Annotated in this window: 19 protein-coding genes; 2 read left to right on the top strand and 17 right to left on the bottom strand. The window is 71.6% G+C overall.

Annotated elements, in window-relative coordinates; translation table 11 throughout:
• The 12 genes from L3Q67_RS27370 to L3Q67_RS27315 form a co-directional block, all read right to left on the bottom strand.
• On the bottom strand, nucleotides 1-756 hold the full coding sequence (locus tag L3Q67_RS27370; RefSeq protein ID WP_499184314.1) for an amidohydrolase family protein: 756 nt from the start codon (nucleotides 754-756) through the stop codon (nucleotides 1-3).
• Nucleotides 753-1,622: an amidohydrolase family protein gene (locus tag L3Q67_RS27365; RefSeq protein ID WP_499184313.1), complete on the bottom strand. Its 870-nt coding sequence runs from the start codon at nucleotides 1,620-1,622 to the stop codon at nucleotides 753-755. Before L3Q67_RS27365 ends, L3Q67_RS27370 begins: the two co-directional genes overlap by 4 nt.
• The gene (locus tag L3Q67_RS27360) at nucleotides 1,619-2,734 is read right to left on the bottom strand and encodes a mandelate racemase/muconate lactonizing enzyme family protein (protein ID WP_499184312.1); all 1,116 of its coding nucleotides are present in this window, start codon (nucleotides 2,732-2,734) and stop codon (nucleotides 1,619-1,621) included. Before L3Q67_RS27360 ends, L3Q67_RS27365 begins: the two co-directional genes overlap by 4 nt.
• On the bottom strand, nucleotides 2,731-3,495 hold the full coding sequence (locus tag L3Q67_RS27355; protein ID WP_499184311.1) for an amidohydrolase family protein: 765 nt from the start codon (nucleotides 3,493-3,495) through the stop codon (nucleotides 2,731-2,733). Before L3Q67_RS27355 ends, L3Q67_RS27360 begins: the two co-directional genes overlap by 4 nt.
• The gene (locus L3Q67_RS27350) at nucleotides 3,492-4,223 is read right to left on the bottom strand and encodes a creatininase family protein (protein ID WP_499184310.1); all 732 of its coding nucleotides are present in this window, start codon (nucleotides 4,221-4,223) and stop codon (nucleotides 3,492-3,494) included. The genes L3Q67_RS27355 and L3Q67_RS27350 overlap by 4 nt, the downstream gene beginning before the upstream one ends.
• Nucleotides 4,220-5,215, bottom strand: coding sequence for a Gfo/Idh/MocA family protein (locus L3Q67_RS27345; protein WP_499184309.1), 996 nt, complete (start codon nucleotides 5,213-5,215; stop codon nucleotides 4,220-4,222). The genes L3Q67_RS27350 and L3Q67_RS27345 overlap by 4 nt, the downstream gene beginning before the upstream one ends.
• The gene (locus tag L3Q67_RS27340) at nucleotides 5,212-6,798 is read right to left on the bottom strand and encodes an ABC transporter ATP-binding protein (RefSeq protein WP_499184308.1); all 1,587 of its coding nucleotides are present in this window, start codon (nucleotides 6,796-6,798) and stop codon (nucleotides 5,212-5,214) included. Before L3Q67_RS27340 ends, L3Q67_RS27345 begins: the two co-directional genes overlap by 4 nt.
• Nucleotides 6,795-7,631, bottom strand: a complete 837-nt coding sequence (locus tag L3Q67_RS27335) for an ABC transporter permease (RefSeq protein ID WP_499184307.1) — start codon at nucleotides 7,629-7,631, stop codon at nucleotides 6,795-6,797. Before L3Q67_RS27335 ends, L3Q67_RS27340 begins: the two co-directional genes overlap by 4 nt.
• Nucleotides 7,628-8,590, bottom strand: a complete 963-nt coding sequence (locus L3Q67_RS27330; RefSeq protein ID WP_499184306.1) for an ABC transporter permease — start codon at nucleotides 8,588-8,590, stop codon at nucleotides 7,628-7,630. Before L3Q67_RS27330 ends, L3Q67_RS27335 begins: the two co-directional genes overlap by 4 nt.
• An 8-nt stretch (nucleotides 8,591-8,598) precedes the next feature.
• The gene (locus tag L3Q67_RS27325; RefSeq protein ID WP_499184305.1) at nucleotides 8,599-10,173 is read right to left on the bottom strand and encodes an ABC transporter substrate-binding protein; all 1,575 of its coding nucleotides are present in this window, start codon (nucleotides 10,171-10,173) and stop codon (nucleotides 8,599-8,601) included.
• Between the two features lie 138 nt (nucleotides 10,174-10,311).
• Entirely contained in the window at nucleotides 10,312-11,100 is a 789-nt protein-coding gene (locus L3Q67_RS27320) for an IclR family transcriptional regulator (RefSeq protein ID WP_499184304.1), read from the bottom strand.
• Between the two features lie 76 nt (nucleotides 11,101-11,176).
• Nucleotides 11,177-11,818 carry a hypothetical protein gene (locus L3Q67_RS27315; protein ID WP_499184303.1) on the bottom strand — a complete coding sequence of 214 codons (642 nt, stop codon included), beginning with the start codon at nucleotides 11,816-11,818 and terminating at the stop codon, nucleotides 11,177-11,179.
• Here L3Q67_RS27315 and L3Q67_RS27310 point away from each other — a divergent pair.
• Nucleotides 11,768-13,030 (top strand): YibE/F family protein, encoded by a 1,263-nt coding sequence (locus tag L3Q67_RS27310; protein WP_499184302.1) that lies wholly within the window; start codon nucleotides 11,768-11,770, stop codon nucleotides 13,028-13,030. The two genes, L3Q67_RS27315 and L3Q67_RS27310, sit on opposite strands and share 51 nt — an antisense overlap.
• On the opposite strand, the gene L3Q67_RS27305 is transcribed toward L3Q67_RS27310, so the two are convergent.
• A complete protein-coding gene (locus L3Q67_RS27305; RefSeq protein WP_499191653.1) occupies nucleotides 13,002-13,616 on the bottom strand; it encodes a hypothetical protein in 615 nt (204 codons plus the stop codon). The two genes, L3Q67_RS27310 and L3Q67_RS27305, sit on opposite strands and share 29 nt — an antisense overlap.
• 34 nt (nucleotides 13,617-13,650) lie before the next feature.
• The gene (locus tag L3Q67_RS27300; protein WP_499184301.1) at nucleotides 13,651-14,298 is read right to left on the bottom strand and encodes an MBL fold metallo-hydrolase; all 648 of its coding nucleotides are present in this window, start codon (nucleotides 14,296-14,298) and stop codon (nucleotides 13,651-13,653) included.
• Between the two features lie 162 nt (nucleotides 14,299-14,460).
• On the opposite strand from L3Q67_RS27300, the gene L3Q67_RS27295 reads away from it, so the two are divergent.
• Entirely contained in the window at nucleotides 14,461-15,336 is an 876-nt protein-coding gene (locus tag L3Q67_RS27295; protein WP_209668180.1) for a peptidylprolyl isomerase, read from the top strand.
• Nucleotides 15,337-15,609: 273 nt separating this feature from the next.
• On the opposite strand, the gene L3Q67_RS27290 is transcribed toward L3Q67_RS27295, so the two are convergent.
• The 3 genes from L3Q67_RS27290 to L3Q67_RS27280 form a co-directional block, all read right to left on the bottom strand.
• The gene (locus L3Q67_RS27290; protein ID WP_499184300.1) at nucleotides 15,610-16,389 is read right to left on the bottom strand and encodes a Clp protease/crotonase-like domain-containing protein; all 780 of its coding nucleotides are present in this window, start codon (nucleotides 16,387-16,389) and stop codon (nucleotides 15,610-15,612) included.
• Between the two features lie 30 nt (nucleotides 16,390-16,419).
• Nucleotides 16,420-18,723: a RelA/SpoT family protein gene (locus tag L3Q67_RS27285; protein ID WP_499191652.1), complete on the bottom strand. Its 2,304-nt coding sequence runs from the start codon at nucleotides 18,721-18,723 to the stop codon at nucleotides 16,420-16,422.
• 134 nt (nucleotides 18,724-18,857) lie between these two features.
• Nucleotides 18,858-19,376, bottom strand: a complete 519-nt coding sequence (locus tag L3Q67_RS27280) for a purine phosphoribosyltransferase family protein (RefSeq protein ID WP_499184299.1) — start codon at nucleotides 19,374-19,376, stop codon at nucleotides 18,858-18,860.
• Nucleotides 19,377-19,403: the final 27 nt, after the last annotated feature.

The raw sequence follows: 19,403 nt of genomic DNA, 5'->3' as shown, positions 1-19,403 counted from the left end.
TCACCCTCTCCCAGTGGACCCGCCCAGCAGACCGGTCACCGTCCCCCCGAGCACGGCGGCGCGCTCCGGTTCCCCGATCGTCCAGTCCCGCACCCGGCGCAGTTCCGCCTCGGGCACGGTGTACGGCGCGTCGGTGCTGAACACGACGCGGGAAGTGCCGATCTCCGGGTCGCGCGCGAATTCGCTCAGCACGGTGTCCCATGGCGCGTAGGCGGTGTCGGCGTACAGGTTGGGTGCCTGCCGGAGGGCGGGCGCGGCGTCGATCCAGAAGTCGGTGGCGCCACTGCGGCCCATCACGAAGTCGAGTTCGGGATACCGCAGGGCCAGCAGCGCGAGCGGCATCGGGACCGCGCTCGGCGGGGTGCCCGTGCGCACGTAGACGAACCAGCCGCGGTCCCGCGCGAATTCGAGCAGCGGGTCCAGCAGGCCGTCGAGCAGGTCGAACCCCTGCAACACCGAGTCGACGGCCAAGGCCACGGCACCACTGTCCGCCGCGCGCGCGAGTTCGTCGACCGCCGCCGGACCGCGCCACGGGGTCGCCACCGCGTAGGCCAGCAGCCGGTCACCGGAGACCGCGGCCGCCGACGTGGTCTGCAGGTTGCCCTCGCGGTTGTCGACCGCGATGCACCGCTCCCCCGGCGAGATCAACGTGGTGCCGATGCCCAGCAGGTCCATGGTGGCGACCAGATCGGCGGCGGTCAGCGCCACCTCCCGGCCCTCGCCGATGCGGGCGTGCGCGTCCACCACGGGTGTCATCGGCTCAGCCCCAGTGCGCTCAGCGCGTCCGCGTGGATGATCTGCTCGACCTGCTCCGGCGGCACCCTGGGCAGCGCCGTGCCGTCCAGGATGTCGTTGACGCCGCGGATGCCCGCCATGGCCTCGGCCGTGCCCGCGATCGGGAAGTCGCTGCCCAGCAGCAGCTTTTCCGTGCAGCCCCATTCGTGGGCGGCGAGCAGCGATTGGTAGCAGACCCACGGGCGCAGGTAGATCGAGGAAACGTCGGCGTAGACGTGCGGGTGCTTGCGGATGGTCACCGCGGTGTCGGTGCCCCAGGGATGACCCATGTGCGCCAGCACGATGCGCAGTTCCGGGAAGCGCAGGGCGATCTCGTCGGCGACCAGCGGATGGGTGTAGCGGAGCGGGGCGTGTCGCATCGGCGAGGCGCCGGCGTGGAACAGGATGGGCAGGCCCTCCTTCTCGCAGTAGGCGTAGAAGGCCAGCGCCTGCTCGCTCAGCGGGTCGAAGTCCTGGTAGTTCGGCCCGAGCTTGACCCCGCGCAGACCGAGTTCGCGGCAACGCTCGGTCTCTTCGAAGACGTTGTCCCACAGCGGGTTCACCGAGAGGAAGCCGATGCGGCGGGCCGGGTCGGCGGCGGCGAACTCGGCGGTGGCGTCGTTCGTGCGCTCCGGCGGGTACGGCAGGCCGGTCATCGGTTCGGGGTCGTCGACGGCGATGTTGAACACGATGGACACGTCGGCGGCCGCCATCTGGCGGTCGTAGTCGGCCCACGAGTTGGTCGTGGTCACGTCGCGGTCGGTGCGCCAGTTCGCGTAGACGCGGCGCTCCTCCGGTGGCACGGCTTCGCGGTGCGTCGGCGTGTGGGAGTGCACGTCGACGATCACCGGAACCGCCGCCGCAGGTCGTCCCTCGGCACCACGCCGAGCCCGTGCCCGTCGGTGAGCCGCACTCGTTTGCCGTTGCTGTCCAGCGGCTTTTCCAGGATGTCCTCGGCGTAGTAGTGGGCGCCGATGATGTCCGACGGCAGCCGTTCGCTCAGCGCGGGCAGCGCGCACGCCACGTGCAACTGGGCGGCCGCGCCGAGGCCCAGTTCGCCGTTGGAGCCGATCAGCGTGTCCAGCCCGAAGGTCTCCGCGACCCGCCCCTGCAGCACCGCTTTCGCCGGTCCCCCGGCTTTGCCCAGGTAGACGCTGATGACGTCGGCCGCGGACGCGCGGATGACCCGGGCCAGGTCGTCCGCGCCGAACACGGATTCGTCGGCGACCACCGGCACGCCCAGCGTCCGGATCGCCGCCATGCCCTCCAGGTCCGAGGGCTGGACGGGCTGCTCGACGAACGCCGGGGCGAACGTGGTCAACCGGCGGACCGCCTCGCGTGCCTCGGCCCGGCTCCAGCCGCCGTTCGCGTCGACCCCGATGAACGCGCCGAGCCCGGCGAGCTCGCGAACCCTGGCCACGCGGGTGAGATCGCCGTCGATACCGAGGCCGACCTTGACCTTGAACGAGGTGAACCCCGCCGCGACGGCCGCGCTGTGGGCCTTCTCCAGCACCTCGCCGTCACCCGAGAGCGACAGCTTGATCGGCACCTCGTCGCGGTACGGCCCGCCGAGCGCGGTGACCAGCGGCATGCCGAGGCTGCGCGAGTAGGCGTCCCACAGCGCGGTCGACACACCGGCCTTGGTGAACGGGTTCGCCGCCAGCACCCGGTCCATGATCGCTTCGAGCGAGCCGGGCGGGGCGAGTTTGCGGCCGAGGAGCGCGGTGGTCAGCACGTTGCGCACGAAGTGCTCGGCGCTGGCCGCGTCCTCCCCGCTCCACAGCGGCGTGGCGCTGACCTCGCCGAACCCCTCCACGCCCTCGGTGGTGACCACCCGGACGAGCAGGAAGTCGGAACGGTCGTGACTGCCCTTCGCGCCGCGCACCACCAGCGCCGGGTGGGCGGGCAGGCTGACCGGCAGCGTGTGCACCGCCGCGATCCTCGCCGTGAGCACGCTCATCCGAGCCACCCGCCGAGCAGCCGCCGGGGATTGGTCACCAGCATCTCCTCCCGCTGCTTCGCGGTGATGCCCCAGCCGTCGATCTCGGCGATCCTGGCCACCGCGTAGTCCTGGCTCGCCCGGTCGGACAGGCCGGCGTCGGTGCCGAAGAGCACCTTGCCGTCCGGCGCGGAGGCGAGGATGTGGCGGGCAGCGTACGGCGGCGTCCCGCACAGGCAAAGGTAGAGGTTCGGGGTCACGGTGACCGCGGCGAGCGCTTCACGCCAGCAGTCGTGCAGCCCGCCGTGCCCGAGCACCACCGGCACACCGGGGTGGCGGCGGGCCAGCGCGGCGATCTGGCCCGGCATCGAATACGGCGGCGAGCCGTCGTGCGAAAGCACGATGCCGCCTGCCGACTCGACCTCCTCGCAGATCTCGTCGAGCGCGGATTCGTGCATGCTGAAGCCCTGCAGCCAGGGGTGCAGCTTCAGGCCGCCGAAGCCCAGCTCGGTGAAGCAGCGGCGCACCTCGTCGGCGGCACCGGCGTGACGCGGGTTCACCGTGCCGAACGCGATCATCCGCCGCGGGTCGGCCGCGGTGAACTGCGCCAGCTCGTCGTTGGCCCGCGGGGTCGCGTCGAACAGGCCGTCGTGGGCCAGCACGACCGCCGCCTCGATGCCCGAGCCGTTGAGGAAGTCGAGGAACTCGCCGGGCCCGAACTCGGCGCCGCCGAGCCAGGTCGACGCGTGCCAGGCGGGCGGATGGGTGTGAAAGTCGATCACGGCAGCTCCGCCAGCGCGATCAGCCGGTCGGCCAGTGCCTTCTCGATCTCGTCCAACCAGTTGGACCCGCGTTCGGCGGAGGCCCGTTCGGGGCGGTCGGTGTAGCCGTCGATGCGCAGCCAGTTCGCCTGGTCGTGCAGGTCCACCCCGGGCAGCGCGGCGGTCTCGGGCAGCGCGATGCGTTCGACCGGGCGGCCCACCAGGTCCGGGTCGACGGCGAGCACGAGCGAGGTCTCGAACTCGCCGGCGTGCCCCGGCACGGGTGCCGCCGAGTGGTCGGCGACGAGGTCCCAGTAGTGCACCACCGACACGGACAAGCCGTAGCGCGCGGACGCGGCGGCGGCCGCCGCGTGGCAGACGCCCTGGTTGCCGCCGTGTCCATTGACGATGACCAACCGCCGTCCCCCGCAACTGGCCACCGAACGTGCGAGATCGGTCAGCACCGCGATGGCGACCTCGGTGGTCAGCGAGAGCGTGCCGCCGAACGGAAGGTGGTGGTCCGAGGCGCCGAACGGCAGGCACGGCGCGAGCACCAGGTCGCGCGAGGACGACTCGGCCGCCCGCTCGGCGGCGCGCCTGGCGAAGGTCGTGGCCATCAACGCGTCCGTCCCGGTGGCCAGGTGCGGGCCGTGCTGCTCGGTCGCGCCGAACGGCAGCACGACCAGCGCTTCCGGCAGCACGGCGCCGAGTTCGGCGCGGGTGCGGTCCGACCAGGTGAACACGGTCATGCCAGGCTCCAAGCCGCGAGCACGGCCACCCGCTCGCTGATCTCCAGTGCGGCCAGGCCGTCGGCGAGGCCGGGGGACGGAACCGCCCGGGCGCCGCTGATCAGCTCGGTGAACCGCGTCAGTTGCAGGTCGAAGCACCGGGTGGTGCGGTCCTCGTCGAACGCCACGCACTCCACTCCGGCGGCCGTGGTCAGCCGCAGGTCGAAGGTGAACCCGTCCAGTTCGGCGTGCCCGCGATCTCCGACGACGCTGATCTCGCAGCGCGGCAGCGCGTCGGTCAGCCAGCCGAACTCGGCCAGCACGGTGACCCCGCCCGGGTAGGTCAGGCGGGCGCCGCAGAGGTTCGCCGAGGGGAGGTCCGGCCGGGTGGCCACCGCCCAGGAGTCCTCCAGGCGCTCGGGCGGACCGCCGAACAGCATGGCGAACCAGTCGAACACGTGCGCTCCCTCGTGGACCACGGGCATTCCGTGCGCCAGTGTGGCCTCGATCCGCCGCTCGTGCTCGGGGGCGTCCGGGGCCCGCCGTTCGTCGTAGATGTGTGCCCTGACCAGAAGACCGTCCCCGAGCCTGCCGGAGAGGATCCAGTCGCGCAGCACCTCCAGCGCGGGGTCGTGCCGGTAGGTCAGCCCGACCTGCACGCGTTTGCGCTGGCCGGCGGGCAGTTTCGCGAGCGGCGCGGCGGCCGAGGACGACACCGCGACCGGCTTCTCGGCGAGCACGAACCGGCCGGTCGCGGCCACCCGGCCGACCAGGTTGGGCGTCACCCAGGGCGGTGTCGCCAGCACGACCGCGTCGATCGCCGGATCGGCGAGCACCTCCCCGATCGAGTGGAACGCGGGCGCGCTGGTGTGCTCGGCGGCCAGCACGCGGCGCGCGGGATCCGGGTCGACCACGGCCGCCAGCCGGACACCCGGGTTGCGCAGCAGCGCGGGCAGGTGCGCGCCGAGACCGATCTCGCCGAGCCCGGCCAGCGCGATCGCCGGAACGTTCATCGGGACACCTGCCCGTCTCCGGTGACCAACGCGGGGACCGCGTCGATCAGCGCGCGCGTGTACTCGTGCCTCGGATCGTCGAAGAGTTCCGCGCGGGTGCCCGTTTCGACGATCCGCCCGTGCCGCATCACCGCCAGCCTCGGCGCCACCTGCCGCACCACCGCGAGATCGTGGGAAACGAAAAGGTAGGTCAAGCCCAGTTCGCGCTGCAAGTCGCGGAGGAGGCGCAGGATCTGCGCACGGATCACCACGTCGACCGCGGAGACCGCCTCGTCGAGCACCACGAAGGACGGTTCGAGCGCGATCGCGCGGGCGATGTTGACGCGCTGGCACTGCCCGCCCGACAGCTCGCGCGGGTAGCGCCCGGTGAACGCGGCGGGCAGGCCGACCAGGTCGAGCAGTTCGGCCACCCGGCGTCGCCGTGCCTTCTTCGAGGCGTGCTGGTGCACCTGGAGTGGCAGGCCGACGATCTGTTCCACGGTCTTGCGCCGGTTCAGCGAGCCGAGCGGGTCCTGCGGCACGAGCTGCATGTCCCGGCGCCTTCGCCGCAGTTCACCCCGGGACAGCGAGCCGAGCACCACACCCTCGTGCCGTACCTCGCCCGACACCGGGCAGTCCAGCCCGAGCACCAGCCGGGTCAGCGTGGACTTGCCCGCGCCCGACTCCCCCACCAGCCCGAAGGTTTCACCGCGGTGCACTGTCAGCGACACGCCGTCGACCGCGGCATCGCCGGAGCCGAAGCGCTGGACCAGCCGGTCCGCCTCGATCAGCGGCGGCTCCGGGATCGGTTCAACCGGTTCGACCGGCGTGCGCAAGGTGACCACCGAGCGCAGCAGCTCGCGGGTGTACCGGTGTGCCGGCGCGGTCAGCACGCCCGGCAGTCCACCTGATTCGACCACGCGCCCTTCCCGCATGACCTGGATTCGCTCGCAGAACCCGGACGCGACCGCGAGGTCGTGCGTGATGAACAGGACAGCCATCCCGCGGCGCGTGGCCAGGTCGTCGAGCAGCGACAGGATGCGGGCCTGGGTGGTCACGTCGAGCGCGGTGGTCGGCTCGTCGGCGATCAGCACCTCCGGCTCGCATGAGATCGCCATCGCGATCATCACCCGCTGCCGCATGCCGCCGGAGAACTGGTGCGGGTACTGCCGCCCGCGCCGGGCGCCGTGCTCGATGCCGACCTCGCCAAGCAGGTCGATCGCGGCCGCCCGCGCTTCGGCCGCCGTCACGTCCCGGTGCGCGCGGATCGCCTCGGCGATCTGGTCGCCGACCGGGCGCACGGGGTTCAGGCAGGACAGCGGGTCCTGGTAGATCATCGCGATGCGGTGACCGCGCACCCGGTCCAGTTCGCGGTCGGCCGCGGTGACCAGGTCCACCCCGTTGAACACGACCCGTCCGCCGGTGATCTCGGTCGGGGGCGGGTTCAGCCGCAGCATCGACAGCGACGCGATCGTCTTTCCGCTGCCCGACTCGCCGACCAGCGCGAGCCGCTCCCCCGGGGCCAGTTCCAGGCTGAGCCCGTGCACCAGCGACGGGCCGCCGCGCAGGCCGACCGCGAGGTCCTGGACGGAAAGCACGGTCATGGCGCGCCCCCGCCCGCTCGCAGCACGCGCTGCACCTGGTCGCCGAGCGCGTTCAGCGCGCCGATCGCCACGAGGAGCACCAGCGCGGGCAGCAGCGGATACCAGATCGACTCGAACAACTTGTCGTACCCGGATTTCAGCAGCGTGCCCCAGGAGGCGTCCGGCGGCTGCACGCCGAGACCGACGAAGCTCAGGGTGGCCTCCAGCATCAGCGCGGTGGCGAGGTTGAGCGACGCCTGCGCGAGCAGCGCGGGCACCGCGTTCGGCAGTACCTCGGTGAACAGCGTCCGCGGCCGCGGCACGCCGACCGCCTCCAGCCCGCGCACGTACTCCGACTCGAGTTCGGCGAGCACGGCCGAGCGCGCGATCCGCGCGGTCAGCGGGCTCATCAGCAGGCCGGTCACGAAAATCATCGACGGCGTCGCCGAGCCGAAGGCGGCGACGAAGACCAGCGCGAACAGCACGATCGGGATGGCCAGCGCGGCCTCGGCCAGGCGCATCAGCACCTCGTCCAACCAGCCGGACCGGGCCGCCGCGAGCAGGCCCCACGTCACTCCGATCACCATGGCCACCAGGGTCGCCCCGGCCGCGAAGCCGAGCGAGAGCTGACCGGCGTGGGCGACGCGCGAGAGCAGGTCCCGCCCGAGTTCGTCGGTGCCGAACAGGTGCGGCCACCCCGGCGGGGCGAACCGGTTGCGCGCGTTGATCGCCGCCGGGTCCGGCAGCAGCAGTGGCGCGAGCAGGGACAGCAGCACGAACCCCGCAAGCACGGCCAGCGCGGCGATCGCGGCGGGCCGGGCCAGCAGGCGGCGTCCGGCGGCGGGCGCGGTCACCGGTGCGCCCGCCCGATTCGCAGGCGCGGGTCGAGCACCCCGTAGAGCAGGTCGACCGCCAGGTTGACCACCACGAACGCCGCCGCCAGCAGCAGGACCGTGCCCTGGATGACGCCGTAGTCCCGCTTGAACACCGAGTCCACGATCAGCATCCCGAGGCCCTGCCAGTTGAACACGTACTCGACCGCCACCGCGCCGGACAGCACTCCGCCCACGGTCACCCCGAGCGAGGTGAGCGCGGGCAGCAGCGCGTTGGGCAGCACGTGCCGCAGCACCACCGCCCGGCGGCCGATGCCCTTGCCGGTAGCCGTCCGCACGTGCGCCGCGGCATCCACTTCGGACAGTTCCGAGCGCAGGTGCCGGATCAGCGGCGCGGACAGGCAGATGCCCAGCGTCAGCGCGGGCATCACGAGCGTGCGCAGGTTGCCGACGGGGTCCTCGGTCAGCGGCACGTACCCCTCGTGCGGCAGTACTCCCAGTTTGACGCTGAAGATCGCCAGCAGCACGATGCCGAACACGAACGGCGGCGCCGCCATGCCGGTGACCGTGTACGCGCCGACCAGGCGGCCGGGCCAGCGGCTGCGGACCACGGTCGGCAGCACCGCGAGCACCACCGCCAGCAGCACGGCCAGCACCAGCCCGGCGGCGGACAGCTCCAGCGTCGGGCCGAGGCGCTGGCCGATCAGCACCGTCACGTCGAACTGGCTGAAGTACGACCGGCCCAGTTCGCCGCCGAAGATCCCGGTGATCCACGCCCAGTACTGGACCGGGATCGGGTCGTTCAGGCCGAGTTCCTCGCGCAGCGCGGCGAGCGCGGCGGGATCGATGTTCTGCGCCGCGCCGACGCGCGCGACCGTCGGATCGCCGGGCAGCAGGCGCAGCACGACGAAGATCAGCACGGAGACGCCGAGCAGCATCAGCGCGCTGACCGCGAGGCGGCGGAGCAGGTAGCCGGTCATGCTCCCGCCTAGGCCGCGAATCCGGCTTCCTCCAGGTGCAGCGTGCCTTCCGCCTGCACCCACAACCCGCGCACCCGCGGCTGCGCCACGGACAGGAAGGCGGTCGAGCCGATGAAGACCACCGGGTTCTCGCGGTTCAGGATCCGTTGCGCGTCCTTGAACGCGGTCTCCCGCTCAGGGCCTTCCCCTGCCGATTCGATCGCGGCGATCGCCTGGTCGTACTCCGGCGGGGCCACCCAGTTGCACTCGCAGGTGCCCTTGGTGCCTTCGAACCAGGCCAGCGGATAGCTGTCCGGCGGCGGGGTGAACGACAGGTAGTTCGCGGCGAGCAGGTTCGGGTAGCTCTTGCCCTTCGGGTAGAACTTCGCCGACCAGGTGCTCACCTCATTGGTCTGGATCTCCAGCCCGATCCCGATCTTGGCGAGGTCCTGCTGCAGGATCTGGCCGACCGTGGTCCATTCCTGGTAGTTGCCCGCGACCGCCCAGAAGGTCAGCGTGCTGCCCTCGGTGACCCCGGCCTCGGCGAACAGCTGCTTGGCGCGGTCGAGGTCGAACCCGTGCGACGGCAGGCTCTGGTCGTAGAACCGGTTCTTCGGGTTGACCGGCACGTTGGCCGGCGTCGGCACCCCGTAACCGGCGTAGGCGGCAGCCATCATTTCGGTCCGGTTCGCCGCGTACGACAGAGCCTCGCGTGCCTTCGGGTTGTCGAACGGCGCCGCGCTGGTGTCGAGTTCCCAGACCACGAAACCGGCGGGTTCGGCGGCGGTGAGCAGTTGCCTGCCTTCGGTGGCCAGCCCGGCGACGCTGTCCGGTGCGACGCTCCACAGCACGTGCACCTGGCCGGACCTCAGCGCCGCGTTGGCCGCGGTCGCGTCGGCGTACCGCACGACCCGGATCTCGTCGAGGTTCGGGCGCGGGCCCCAGTAGCCGTCGTTGCGCACCAGTTCGACCGTCTGGTCCGGCACGAACGACCTGAGCCGGTACGGCCCGGTGCCGTTCGCCGCGCGGTCGATGTTCGCCAGGTCGTCGACGTCGGTCATCCGGACGTCGATCACGTCGACCGGCAGCTCCGGGTTGGGCGAGTCGAGCGTGAGCACCAGCGTGGTGTCGTCCGGCGCGGTCACCGCCTCGATCATGTCGATCTTGGCGGCGGCCTGCGCGGGTATCGCCGGATCGAGCACGCGGTCGAAGTTCTTCTTCGCTTCGGCGGCGGTGAACGCCTTGCCGTTGTGGAACTTCACCCCGGCGCGGAGCTTGAAGGTCCAGGTGCGGTGGTCCGGGGCCGACTGCCAGGACTCGGCGAGGTCGGGCTTCGCGGTGTTCTGCGGGGTCCAGGTGGTGAGCCCGTTCCAGAGCAGCGTCTGCAGCTGGGTCTGGGCGCCGCTGGCGATGGTGTTCGGGTCGAGCTGGGAGACCCCGGCGATCTGGCCGTAGACCAGCGAGCCGCCCGGGGCGATCGGACCTGTGCCGCTGTCGGCGCTGGCCTGCGGCTGTTCGGGTGGCGCGTCGCCCGCGTTGGAACAGGCCGAAGTGAGCAGGAGCAGCGCCAGCGCGGCGGCCCCCCGTCCGTGCGCACGCCTCACGGCAGCCCTCCAGTGTCCCTCGCGTCCCCTGCACACCGTTGGTCCAGCGAGGAAACCTCTGAAGTTCGCTATTTCGAAGATAGCTTCCCCGATTCGAAGATGCTAAGTCTCCGGTCGCCGCGGACGCAAGGACCTGACCTAGAACCCGAGTTTCGCGGAAACCTCTTTCGCCTGGCGCACAACGAGTTCGGTGGCGAGGCCGAGTTTGTCGCCGATCAGGTCCCTGGCGAACCCGGTCACCCCCAGCGAACCGGCGATTCGGCCGTCCGAGTGGAAAACCGGGGCCGCGACGCACGCGATGTCCGGTTCCTCTTCCTCGTCCTCCACCGCGTACCCGGCGTCGTGCACCTTGTCGAGTTGAGCCAGGAAGACCCGGGCGGACGGCTTCTTCGCCTTCGGCCCACGCCCGGCGACCAACTGCGGCAGGAGCGGGTCGAGCTGTTCGGCGGGCAGGTAGGCGGCGATCGCGCGGCCGAGCGCGGTCAGGTTGAACGGCGCGACCTTGCCGGGATAGGTGTCGAACTGGATGAACCCGGGGGTGGCGGCCTTCGCCACGTAGACCACCGACGCGCCGTCGAGCACGCCGACGTGGGCGGGCATGCCGAGTTCGTCGGCCAGGTCGCGCAGTTCCGGCTGGGCCACTTCGGCGAGGTCGTCCTGCTTGATCAGCGGGGCGGCCAGGTCGTAGAGCCGGAGGGTGACCCGCCAGAAGTGGCTGCGCCCGACCACCCGGCGCGCGGCGTACCCGCGCTGCTCGAGGGTGTAGACGATGGCCGCGCAGGTGGCCAGCGGGATGCCGGTCTCGCGGGCGAGCGCGGTCAGGGTGAGGCCGTCTTCGGCGTGGACCAGTGTCTCCAGCACGGTCAGCGTGCGGCCCACCGCGGGCGAGGCCGGCCGCGGTCCGGGCTGCTTCTCCTCCGCCGCCACGACCTGCCCTTCTTCCGCCTGTCGTTCCTATTTTCGGAATACCGATAATAGCAGCGCGGCCCCGCGCCTGCCGCCGTTACGCCGGTTGGGGCAGGATGGCGCAGTGCCCCGCGACCGCCCGCGCCGCCCCTTCGACGGTGATGACACCCCGACCGGACCGATCCCCCGCCTCCCCGGCGGCGAGCGTCCGGCCCGTCCCGTGGCACGACGTCCCCAGCCCGGCGCCGACCCCGCGCGCGAAACCCGGCAGGCACGCCGGGAGCGCGAGGCCCGCGGCGACACCGGCGAACGCGTCATCCCGGTTGAACGCGCGGCTCGTCCTGAACGCGGAGACACGGCCGAACGCGGCGGCACCGGCGAGCGACCGCTGCCCGTCGACCGGGTGCGCCGCAAGCCCGGCGATACCGGCGCACGCCCCCTGCCCACCGATCGGGCGCCTCGTGGGGATACCGGCGAACGCCCTCTCCCGCGCGACCGAACGGCTCGCGGGGATAGCGGCGAACGCCCTCTTCCGGCCGACCGGGCAGCTCGCCGCAAAACCGGCGACACCGGCGAACGCGTCATCCCGGTTGAACGCGCGGCTCGTCCTGAACGCGAAGAGACGGCCGAACGGACAGCCGCTGAGCCGAACGAACGCGTGGGCGCTGAGCGGCGAGGGCGCCGGGGCGTGTCCAACCAGTTGGACACGGGCGCCGAGCCGCAGGCGGCGGCCGGGCATGGGCACGGCCATGGGCACGGACCGGCGGCTCCGGCGTCCGCGCGGGTCAAGAAGTTGCTCCTCATCCTGCTCGCGCCGTTCGCCCTGGTGACCGTCGTGGGCGTGGCGGTGCTCTACCCCTGGGGCCAGCCCGATCCGCGGCCCGTCATCACCGTGGGCACGCCGGTGCACGGGGACGTCACCACCACGGCGACCGGCCCCTGCCTGTCCCCCGGTGATGTCCAAGTAGGTGCACCGGCCGAGGACACGCAGCAGTGCCTCACCGTGGACGTGCTGCTGAGCGACGGCGACGCGGCTGGGCAGACGATCCGCAAGATCATGCCGCTCGAGCCGAGCACCCCGCGGTTCACCGCGGGTGACGCGGTGGTGCTCTCGTTCGCCGGGGACGAGCCCCGCGATGCCGAGTCCTACCAGTTGGTCGACTTCCAGCGCGGGCTGCCGCTGGCCGCGCTCGCCGCGTTGTTCGCCATCGCGGTCGTGGTGCTCGGGAGGTGGAGCGGGCTGGCGGCGCTCGGCGCGCTGGTGCTCAGCTTCGCCGTCCTCGTGCTGTTCGTGCTGCCCGCCATCCTCGCCGGGGAGAACCCGCTGCTGGTGGCGATCTGCGGCGCCGGGCTGATCATGTTCATCGCGTTGTACCTGACGCACGGGCTGTCCGCGAGAACCTCGGTGGCCGTGCTCGGCACGCTGGTCAGCCTCGCGCTGATCGGCGCGATCTCCGCGATCTTCTCCGCCGCCGCTTCGTTGACCGGGCTCGACGACGACACGTCCTCACTGATCGCCGCGCTCGGGCACGGCATCGACGCGCGCGGGCTGCTGCTCGCGGGGGTCGTGATCGGTGCGCTCGGCGTGCTCGACGACGTCACCGTCACCCAGACCAGCGCGGTCTGGGAGCTCCGGCGCGCCAACCCGGAGCTGGGGTGGCGCGAGTTGTACGCGGCGGGCGTGCGCATCGGGCGCGACCACGTCGGATCGGCGGTCAACACGCTCGTCATGGCCTACGCGGGCGCGGCGCTTCCGGTACTGCTGGTGTCCTCACTGTCCGGCGTCGGGCTGGGCTCGATCCTCGGCTCGCAGGACATCGCGCAGGAGATCGTCCGCACCCTCGCGGGCAGTATCGGCATCGTGGCCGCCGTTCCGGTGACCACCGTGCTCGCCGCGTTGATCGCCGCTCGAGAAGAGGTCCTCACTCCAGGCTCGCGACGAAGCGGCTGACCGCCTCCATGGTGAACCGCTGCGCCAGCTTGCCCGAGGGAGCCGCCGACGCCAGGCGGTAGAGCGGGCGGTCAGGGGCGGCGTCACCGCGGGCCTCCGCCCGCAGCTGCGCGACGAGCAACTGGGAGAACACCATGCCGTTGGCCTCGAAGTTGTTGGCCAGCGCGTCGGCGAGTTTGCGCAGCGCGAGGATCTCCAGCTCGCGGCCCCCGGTCCCGGCGTAGACGGCCAGGTCGATCTTCACCGTCTGGCGCCGGTTGCCCGCGTTGACCAGCAGGCCGACCGAGCGCGTGCCGCGGACGTCGGTGACCAGCAGGTCGAGCCGTGCGGCCTGGGTCAGGTCGATTTCGCGGACGCGCCACGTGCGCACGTACAACCGGTTCGACTCGAGCCAGACGCGGCGGCGCAGGTTGAACGCGACCAGGTAGAGCAGCGGCAGCGCGACCACCGCGGCGACCACCAGCCCGGCCACCTGACCGCCGATCAGCCCGCCGATGCCGCCGAACGCGGCCGCGAAGATCACCACCCCGGTCAAACCCGAGCAACCGCGGCGGCGCCGCAGCTTCGGGTCCTCCGAGGTGAGCATGATCCGGCCCACCGGCTTGGGCCGCTGCTCCGGTTCAGCCACGGGACACCGCCAACCCGGTCAGGAACGGGTTGGCCTGGCGTTCCCGGCCGATCGTGGTGGTGCCGCCGTGCCCGGGGAGCACCACCGTCCGGTCGTCCAGGGTGAGCAGCCGGTCCGCGAGTGACCGCTCGAGCTGCGACAAGCTGCCTCCTGGCAGGTCGGTCCGTCCGATGGAACCGGCGAACAGGGTGTCGCCGGTGAAGGCCAGGTCGCCGAGGCGGAAGATCACCGAACCCGGGGTGTGCCCGGGGGTGTGCACCGCGGTGATCGCCAGGCCCGCCAGCCGCAGTTCGCCGTCGGTCAGGTCGACCGGTTCACCTGGTTCGACCGGGCGGACCGCGTCGCCGAGCGCGGCGACCAACTGCGGGCTCGCGCCGGACCACGGGTCGGCGAGCAGGCCGCGGTCCTCCGGGCGGATGTGCACCGGGAGGTCGAACTCGGCCGCGTCGGCGATGTGATCGAAATGTCCGTGCGTGGCCAGCACGGCGACCGGCGTCAGCCGGTGCTCCTCGAGGGCGCGCGCGATCTTGGGGGCGGTGTCCTGCCCGGGATCGATGATCACGCACTCGGCGCCCGCTTCGGGGGCGACCAGGTAGCAGTTGGCGGCGAAGGTCCCGCTGGGGAACCCGACGACGAGCAAGAACCGCACCTCCGAGCGCGCGAAACGACCCTCTCCACCCGTCCGGATGAACCGGCCGGCCCAGCCTAGCGGCCCCTCTACAGGGTTCTCACAGGCTGTGCCAATAGACTGCCGCCACGCAGGACACCGACGTGTGACACCGATTTGGAAGCGGGAGGGCAGGTGGCGACCAACCAGCAACGCCGCGAAGCCGCCAAGCGCAAGCTCGAGCGGCAGCTGACTCGACGTGCGGAACGGGCGAAACGGCGCAGGATCATCGGCGTCGGCGTGACGATCGTCGTGGTGGGGCTAGTCGCCGGCCTGGTGGTGTTCCTGGTGACCCGGGACCGGGAGGACGTCGCCGCGGACCCGGCCGCGTCGGACTCGCCGTCGACCCCGGCGCCGATCCAGATCCCGACCGAACGCGCGCCCGAGCCGAAGCGGCCGCAGCCGCTGGCCGACCCGGTTTCCTGCGAGTACCCGGTCGAAGAGGGCAAGCCGGCCGCGAAGCCGGTCAACGCGCCCGCCGCCGGGCAGGTGGCGTCGAACGGCACGGTCGGCGTGACCATGAAGACCACCGCGGGGGATATCCCGCTGACGCTGAACAAGGCGCTCGCGCCGTGCACCGTGAACAGCTTCGTAAACCTGGTGAACCAGGGCTTCTACACCGACACCGAATGCCACCGGCTCGGCACCGAAGGGCTGCAGATGCTGCAGTGCGGTGACCCGCAGGCCACCGGCATGGGCGGGCCCGGCTACACCTTCGACGACGAGGTCTTCCCGGAGCTGAGCTACGGCCGGGGCATCCTGGCCATGGCGAACGCGGGCAAGGACCCGGCCACCGGCAAGGGCACCAACGGCAGCCAGTTCTTCATGGTCTACGGGGACGCCCAGCTGCCGCCGAACTACACCGTGTTCGGCACCATCGGCGACCCCGGGCTGGAAGTGCTGGACAAGGTGGCGCGCGACGGTATCGACGCCGAGTCCGCCGCGACCAGCCAGGACGGCACCGGCAAGCCGAAGACCCCGGTCAAGTTCACCGCGGCCACGGTCGGCTGACCGACCCAGTTGTCCGCAAGGGGCCGCCATCCGCGATGCGGGTGGCGGCCCTTTCGCGTAGCCAGGTTCTTTGAACCTTGTGGACTTGGGGCAGCGCCGTTCCCGGCGCACCTGCCCCCCGCCGGATACGAATGTGGCTTTGGGGGCCGAATCCGCCCCCAAAGCCACATTCGTGTCCCGGTGACTTCGGCCGGGAGCGGCGAGTGCGGGATTCGGCTGCGAGAGTGCGGGACACTGGCTTCGGCGATGGGGCGCGGAGTAGGCGGGCGCGGGTTAGCGGTGGGTGAAGGTGGGCGGGCGCCGGGCGAGGAAGGCGGCGACGCCTTCTGCGTAGTCTTCGCCGTGCAGGGCGTCCAGGCGGATCTGGTCGATTTCGGCGTCCGATTCGGACTGGCCGGCCAGGATCTTTTCGATGATCCGGTTCATCCCGCGGATCGAGGCCTGCGAGCGCGAGCAGAGCGTCCGGGTGAACTCGGCGACCGAGTCCTCCAGTGCGGCGTCGTCGTAGACCTCGTTGAGCAGGCCGATCTCCCGCGCCCGCGCCGAGTCGATCAGTGAGCCGCTGAGCAGGAAGTACCGCGCGTGCGCCGGGCCGATCAGGTCGACCAGCTGCCGGGTGGACTGGAAGTCGTAGACGATGCCGAGTTTGGCCGGGGTGATGCCGAACCGCGAGCCAGCCGCGGCGAAGCGGAAGTCGCAGGCCACGGAGAGCTGGCAGCCGCCGCCGATGCAGTTGCCGCGGATCATCGCCACGGTCGGCTTCCGCAGCCCGGCCAGCGCCCGCACCGCGGCCTCGATCGCCTTGTCGTAGGTGGCGGCGGCTTCCGCGGACGACCGCAGCTCGCCGAACTCGCTGATGTCCGCGCCCGCCGAGAAGTCCGTCCCGGCGCCGGTCAGCACCAGCACCTTCACCGCCGGGTCGCGCTCCACCTCCGCGACCACCCCGGCGATCGCCGTCCACATGCCGTACGTGATCGCGTTCTTCTTCTCCGGCCTGGCGAAGGTCAGCCGCGCGACCTCGTCGTGCACGGTGAACTGGAGCCCGTCAGTCATGGCTCGCACCTTACGCAGCGGCGAACGCGCTCAGGAGGCCGACGTGACCCGGTACACGTCGTAGACGCCCTCCACGCTGCGCACCACTTTCAGCACGTGGCCGAGGTGCTTCGGATCGCCCATCTCGAAGGAGAACCGGCTCACCGCCACCCGGTCGCGCGAGGTGGTCACCGACGCCGACAGGATGTTCACCTTCTCGTCCGCCAGCACCTTGGTGATGTCGGAGAGCAGGCGGTGCCGGTCGAGCGCCTCGACCTGGATGGCGACCAGGAACACCGACGACTCCGACGGCGCCCACTCCACCTCGACCAGCCGATCCGGCTGGGCGTGCAGGTCCTCGGCGTTGGTGCAGTCCGTGCGGTGCACGCTCACGCCACCGCCGCGGGTGACGAACCCGAGGATCTCGTCGCCCGGCACCGGCGTGCAGCAGCGCGCGAGCTTGGCCCAGATGTCGCCGGCGCCCTTGACGATCACGCCGACGTCGTTCGAGCCGCGGCGCCGGGTCACCGTGGACGGCGTGGCCCGCTCGGCGAGCTCCTCCTCCGCCTCTTCGACCCCGCCGATCAGCGCGACCAGCCGCGACACCACGTGCTTGGCGCTGGTGTGCCCCTCACCGACCGCGGCGTAGAGCGAGCTGATGTCGCCGTGGCGCAACTCGGTGGCCAGCGCGCCCATGGAGTCCGCCGAGACCAGCCGCTGCAACGGCAGGCCGACCTTGCGGACCTCCTTGGTGATCGCCTCCTTGCCCGCGTCGATCGCCTCGTCGCGGCGCTCCTTGGCGAACCACTGGCGGATCTTGGCCCGTGCCTTCGGCGAACCGGCGAAGCTCAGCCAGTCGCGGCTCGGGCCCGCACCCTCGGCCTTCGAAGTGAAGATCTCGATGACCTCACCGTTCTCGAGCTTGCGCTCGAGCGCGACGAGCCTGCCGTTGACCCGGGCGCCGATGCAGCGGTGCCCGACCTCGGTGTGCACCGCGTAGGCGAAGTCCACCGGCGTCGAATCGACCGGCAGCGTGATCACGTCGCCCTTGGGTGTGAACACGAAGATCTCGCGCGCGGCCAGTTCGTACCGCAGCGACTCGAGGAACTCGCCGGGGTCGGCGGCCTCCCGCTGCCAGTCGAGCAGCTGGCGCATCCACGCCATCTCGTCGACGTCGACCGCGTTGCCGCTGTGCGTGCCCTTGGTCTCCTTGTACCGCCAGTGCGCGGCGATGCCGTACTCGGCCGTGCGGTGCATCTCGTAGGTGCGGATCTGCACTTCGAGCGGCTTGCCGTCCGGGCCGATCACCGTGGTGTGCAGCGACTGGTACACGCCGAACCGCGGCTGCGCGATGTAGTCCTTGAACCGGCCGGGCATCGGCTGCCACAGCGCGTGCACCACGCCCATCGCGGCGTAGCAGTCGCGCACGTCCTCGACCAGGATCCGCACGCCGACCAGGTCGTGGATGTCGTCGAGGTCGCGGCCGCGGACGATCATCTTCTGGTGGATCGAGTAGTAGTGCTTCGGGCGGCCCTCGACCTTCGCGGTGATCCGCGAGGCCTCCAGGTTGGTGGTCAGGTCGCCGATGACCCAGCGCAGGTAGGTGTCCCGCGACGGGGCGCGGTCGGCCACCAGGCGCACTATCTCGTCGTACTTCTTCGGCTGCAGGATGGCGAACGCGAGGTCCTCCAGCTCCCACTTCACCGTGGCCATGCCCAGCCGGTGCGCCAGCGGGGCGAGCACCTCGAGGGTTTCCTTCGCCTTGCGGGCCTGCTTCTCCGGCGGCAGGAAGCGCATGGTGCGCATGTTGTGCAGCCGGTCGGCCAGTTTGATCACCAGCACGCGCGGGTCGCGGGCCATCGCGATGACCATCTTGCGGATGGTCTCCGCCTCGGCCGCGGTGCCCAGCTTGACCTTGTCCAGCTTGGTGACCCCGTCGACGAGCTGGGCCACCTTGTCGCCGAAGTCGGCGGAGAGCTGCTCGACCGGATAACCGGTGTCCTCGACGGTGTCGTGCAGCAGCCCGGCCACCAGCGTGGTGGTGTCCATGCCCAGCTCGGCCAGGATCGTCGCCACGGCCAGCGGGTGGGTGATGTACGGGTCACCCGACTTGCGGCGCTGTTCGCGGTGCAGCTCCTCGGCCACGTCGTAGGCACGCTGCAGCAGCGCGAGGTCCGCGCTGGGGTGCATCTCGCGGTGCACCGCGGCCAGCGGTTCGAGGACCTGTTTGACCGAGGCGGCGCGCTGGGCGGTGATGCGGCGGGCCAGCCGGGCGCGGACGCGCCGGGTGGCCGAGGGCGCGCGGCTGCTGCCGTTGCCGTTGCCGTTCACCGGGGGGACGGGTGGTACCGGCACCGGACGGGACTTGCCGCCGTCCTTGGCCGGCGAAGCGGATTCGAGCTCTTGGCTCACCCGCACCTCCCGTCGCTAGTTCATCTCGTGCGTTCAGCGTAACGCGCGGCGGGGCGGCGGCGTTCCGTTCCCCCCGCTCAGGAGGTGTGCAGTGCGCGGACCGAACGTCCCGGCAGGGCGTCGCGACCGCCGAGACCGGCCAGTTCGAGCACCACGGAGACCCCGCTGACCACGGCCCCGGCCTGCTCCAGCAGCCGGCACGCCGCCGACACGGTCCCGCCGGTGGCCAGTACGTCGTCGATCACCGCGACACGCTGGCCTGGCTGGACCACCCCGGCGGGCAGCTCCAGCGTGGCCCGGCCGTATTCGAGCTCGTAGTCGGCCCTGGCGGCGACCTGTGGCAGTTTGCCCGGTTTGCGCACCACGACCACCCCGAGCCCCTGGGCCTGGCCGAGCGCCGCGGCGAGCAGGAACCCGCGGGCCTCCACCGCCGCGAGCAGCTCGACGCCCTCGTCGAGCGTGTCGGCCAGCGCGGCGGTGACCGCGGCGAAACCGTCCGCCGAGGCGAACAGCGGCGCGAAGTCCCGGAACAGGATCCCGGGCTGCGGGAAGTCGGGCACCTCGGCGATCAGGCCGAGCGCCTTGTCCAAATCCATCTCATCTCCCGGCCCAATGCCATGAAT

This window comes from Saccharothrix sp. AJ9571 (genome assembly GCF_021725495.1).
Taxonomy (GTDB): Bacteria; Actinomycetota; Actinomycetes; order Mycobacteriales; family Pseudonocardiaceae; genus Amycolatopsis; species Amycolatopsis magusensis.
The sequence above is the reverse complement of the archived record's forward strand: the minus strand, read 5'-3'. Positions and strand labels throughout refer to the sequence as shown.

What these genes read in the sequence shown, in the direction of transcription:
- L3Q67_RS27340 (WP_499184308.1), bottom strand. Translation starts at nt 6,798, where the DNA reads ATGACCGTGCTTTCCGTCCAGGACCTCGCGGTCGGCCTGCGCGGCGGC.
- L3Q67_RS27315 (WP_499184303.1), bottom strand. Translation starts at nt 11,818, where the DNA reads ATGCCCGGCCGCCGCCTGCGGCTCGGCGCCCGTGTCCAACTGGTTGGA.
- L3Q67_RS27370 (WP_499184314.1), bottom strand. Translation starts at nt 756, where the DNA reads ATGACACCCGTGGTGGACGCGCACGCCCGCATCGGCGAGGGCCGGGAG.
- L3Q67_RS27330 (WP_499184306.1), bottom strand. Translation starts at nt 8,590, where the DNA reads ATGACCGGCTACCTGCTCCGCCGCCTCGCGGTCAGCGCGCTGATGCTG.
- L3Q67_RS27305 (WP_499191653.1), bottom strand. Translation starts at nt 13,616, where the DNA reads ATGCTCACCTCGGAGGACCCGAAGCTGCGGCGCCGCCGCGGTTGCTCG.
- L3Q67_RS27290 (WP_499184300.1), bottom strand. Translation starts at nt 16,389, where the DNA reads ATGACTGACGGGCTCCAGTTCACCGTGCACGACGAGGTCGCGCGGCTG.
- L3Q67_RS27345 (WP_499184309.1), bottom strand. Translation starts at nt 5,215, where the DNA reads ATGAACGTTCCGGCGATCGCGCTGGCCGGGCTCGGCGAGATCGGTCTC.
- L3Q67_RS27360 (WP_499184312.1), bottom strand. Translation starts at nt 2,734, where the DNA reads ATGAGCGTGCTCACGGCGAGGATCGCGGCGGTGCACACGCTGCCGGTC.
- L3Q67_RS27280 (WP_499184299.1), bottom strand. Translation starts at nt 19,376, where the DNA reads ATGGATTTGGACAAGGCGCTCGGCCTGATCGCCGAGGTGCCCGACTTC.
- L3Q67_RS27350 (WP_499184310.1), bottom strand. Translation starts at nt 4,223, where the DNA reads ATGACCGTGTTCACCTGGTCGGACCGCACCCGCGCCGAACTCGGCGCC.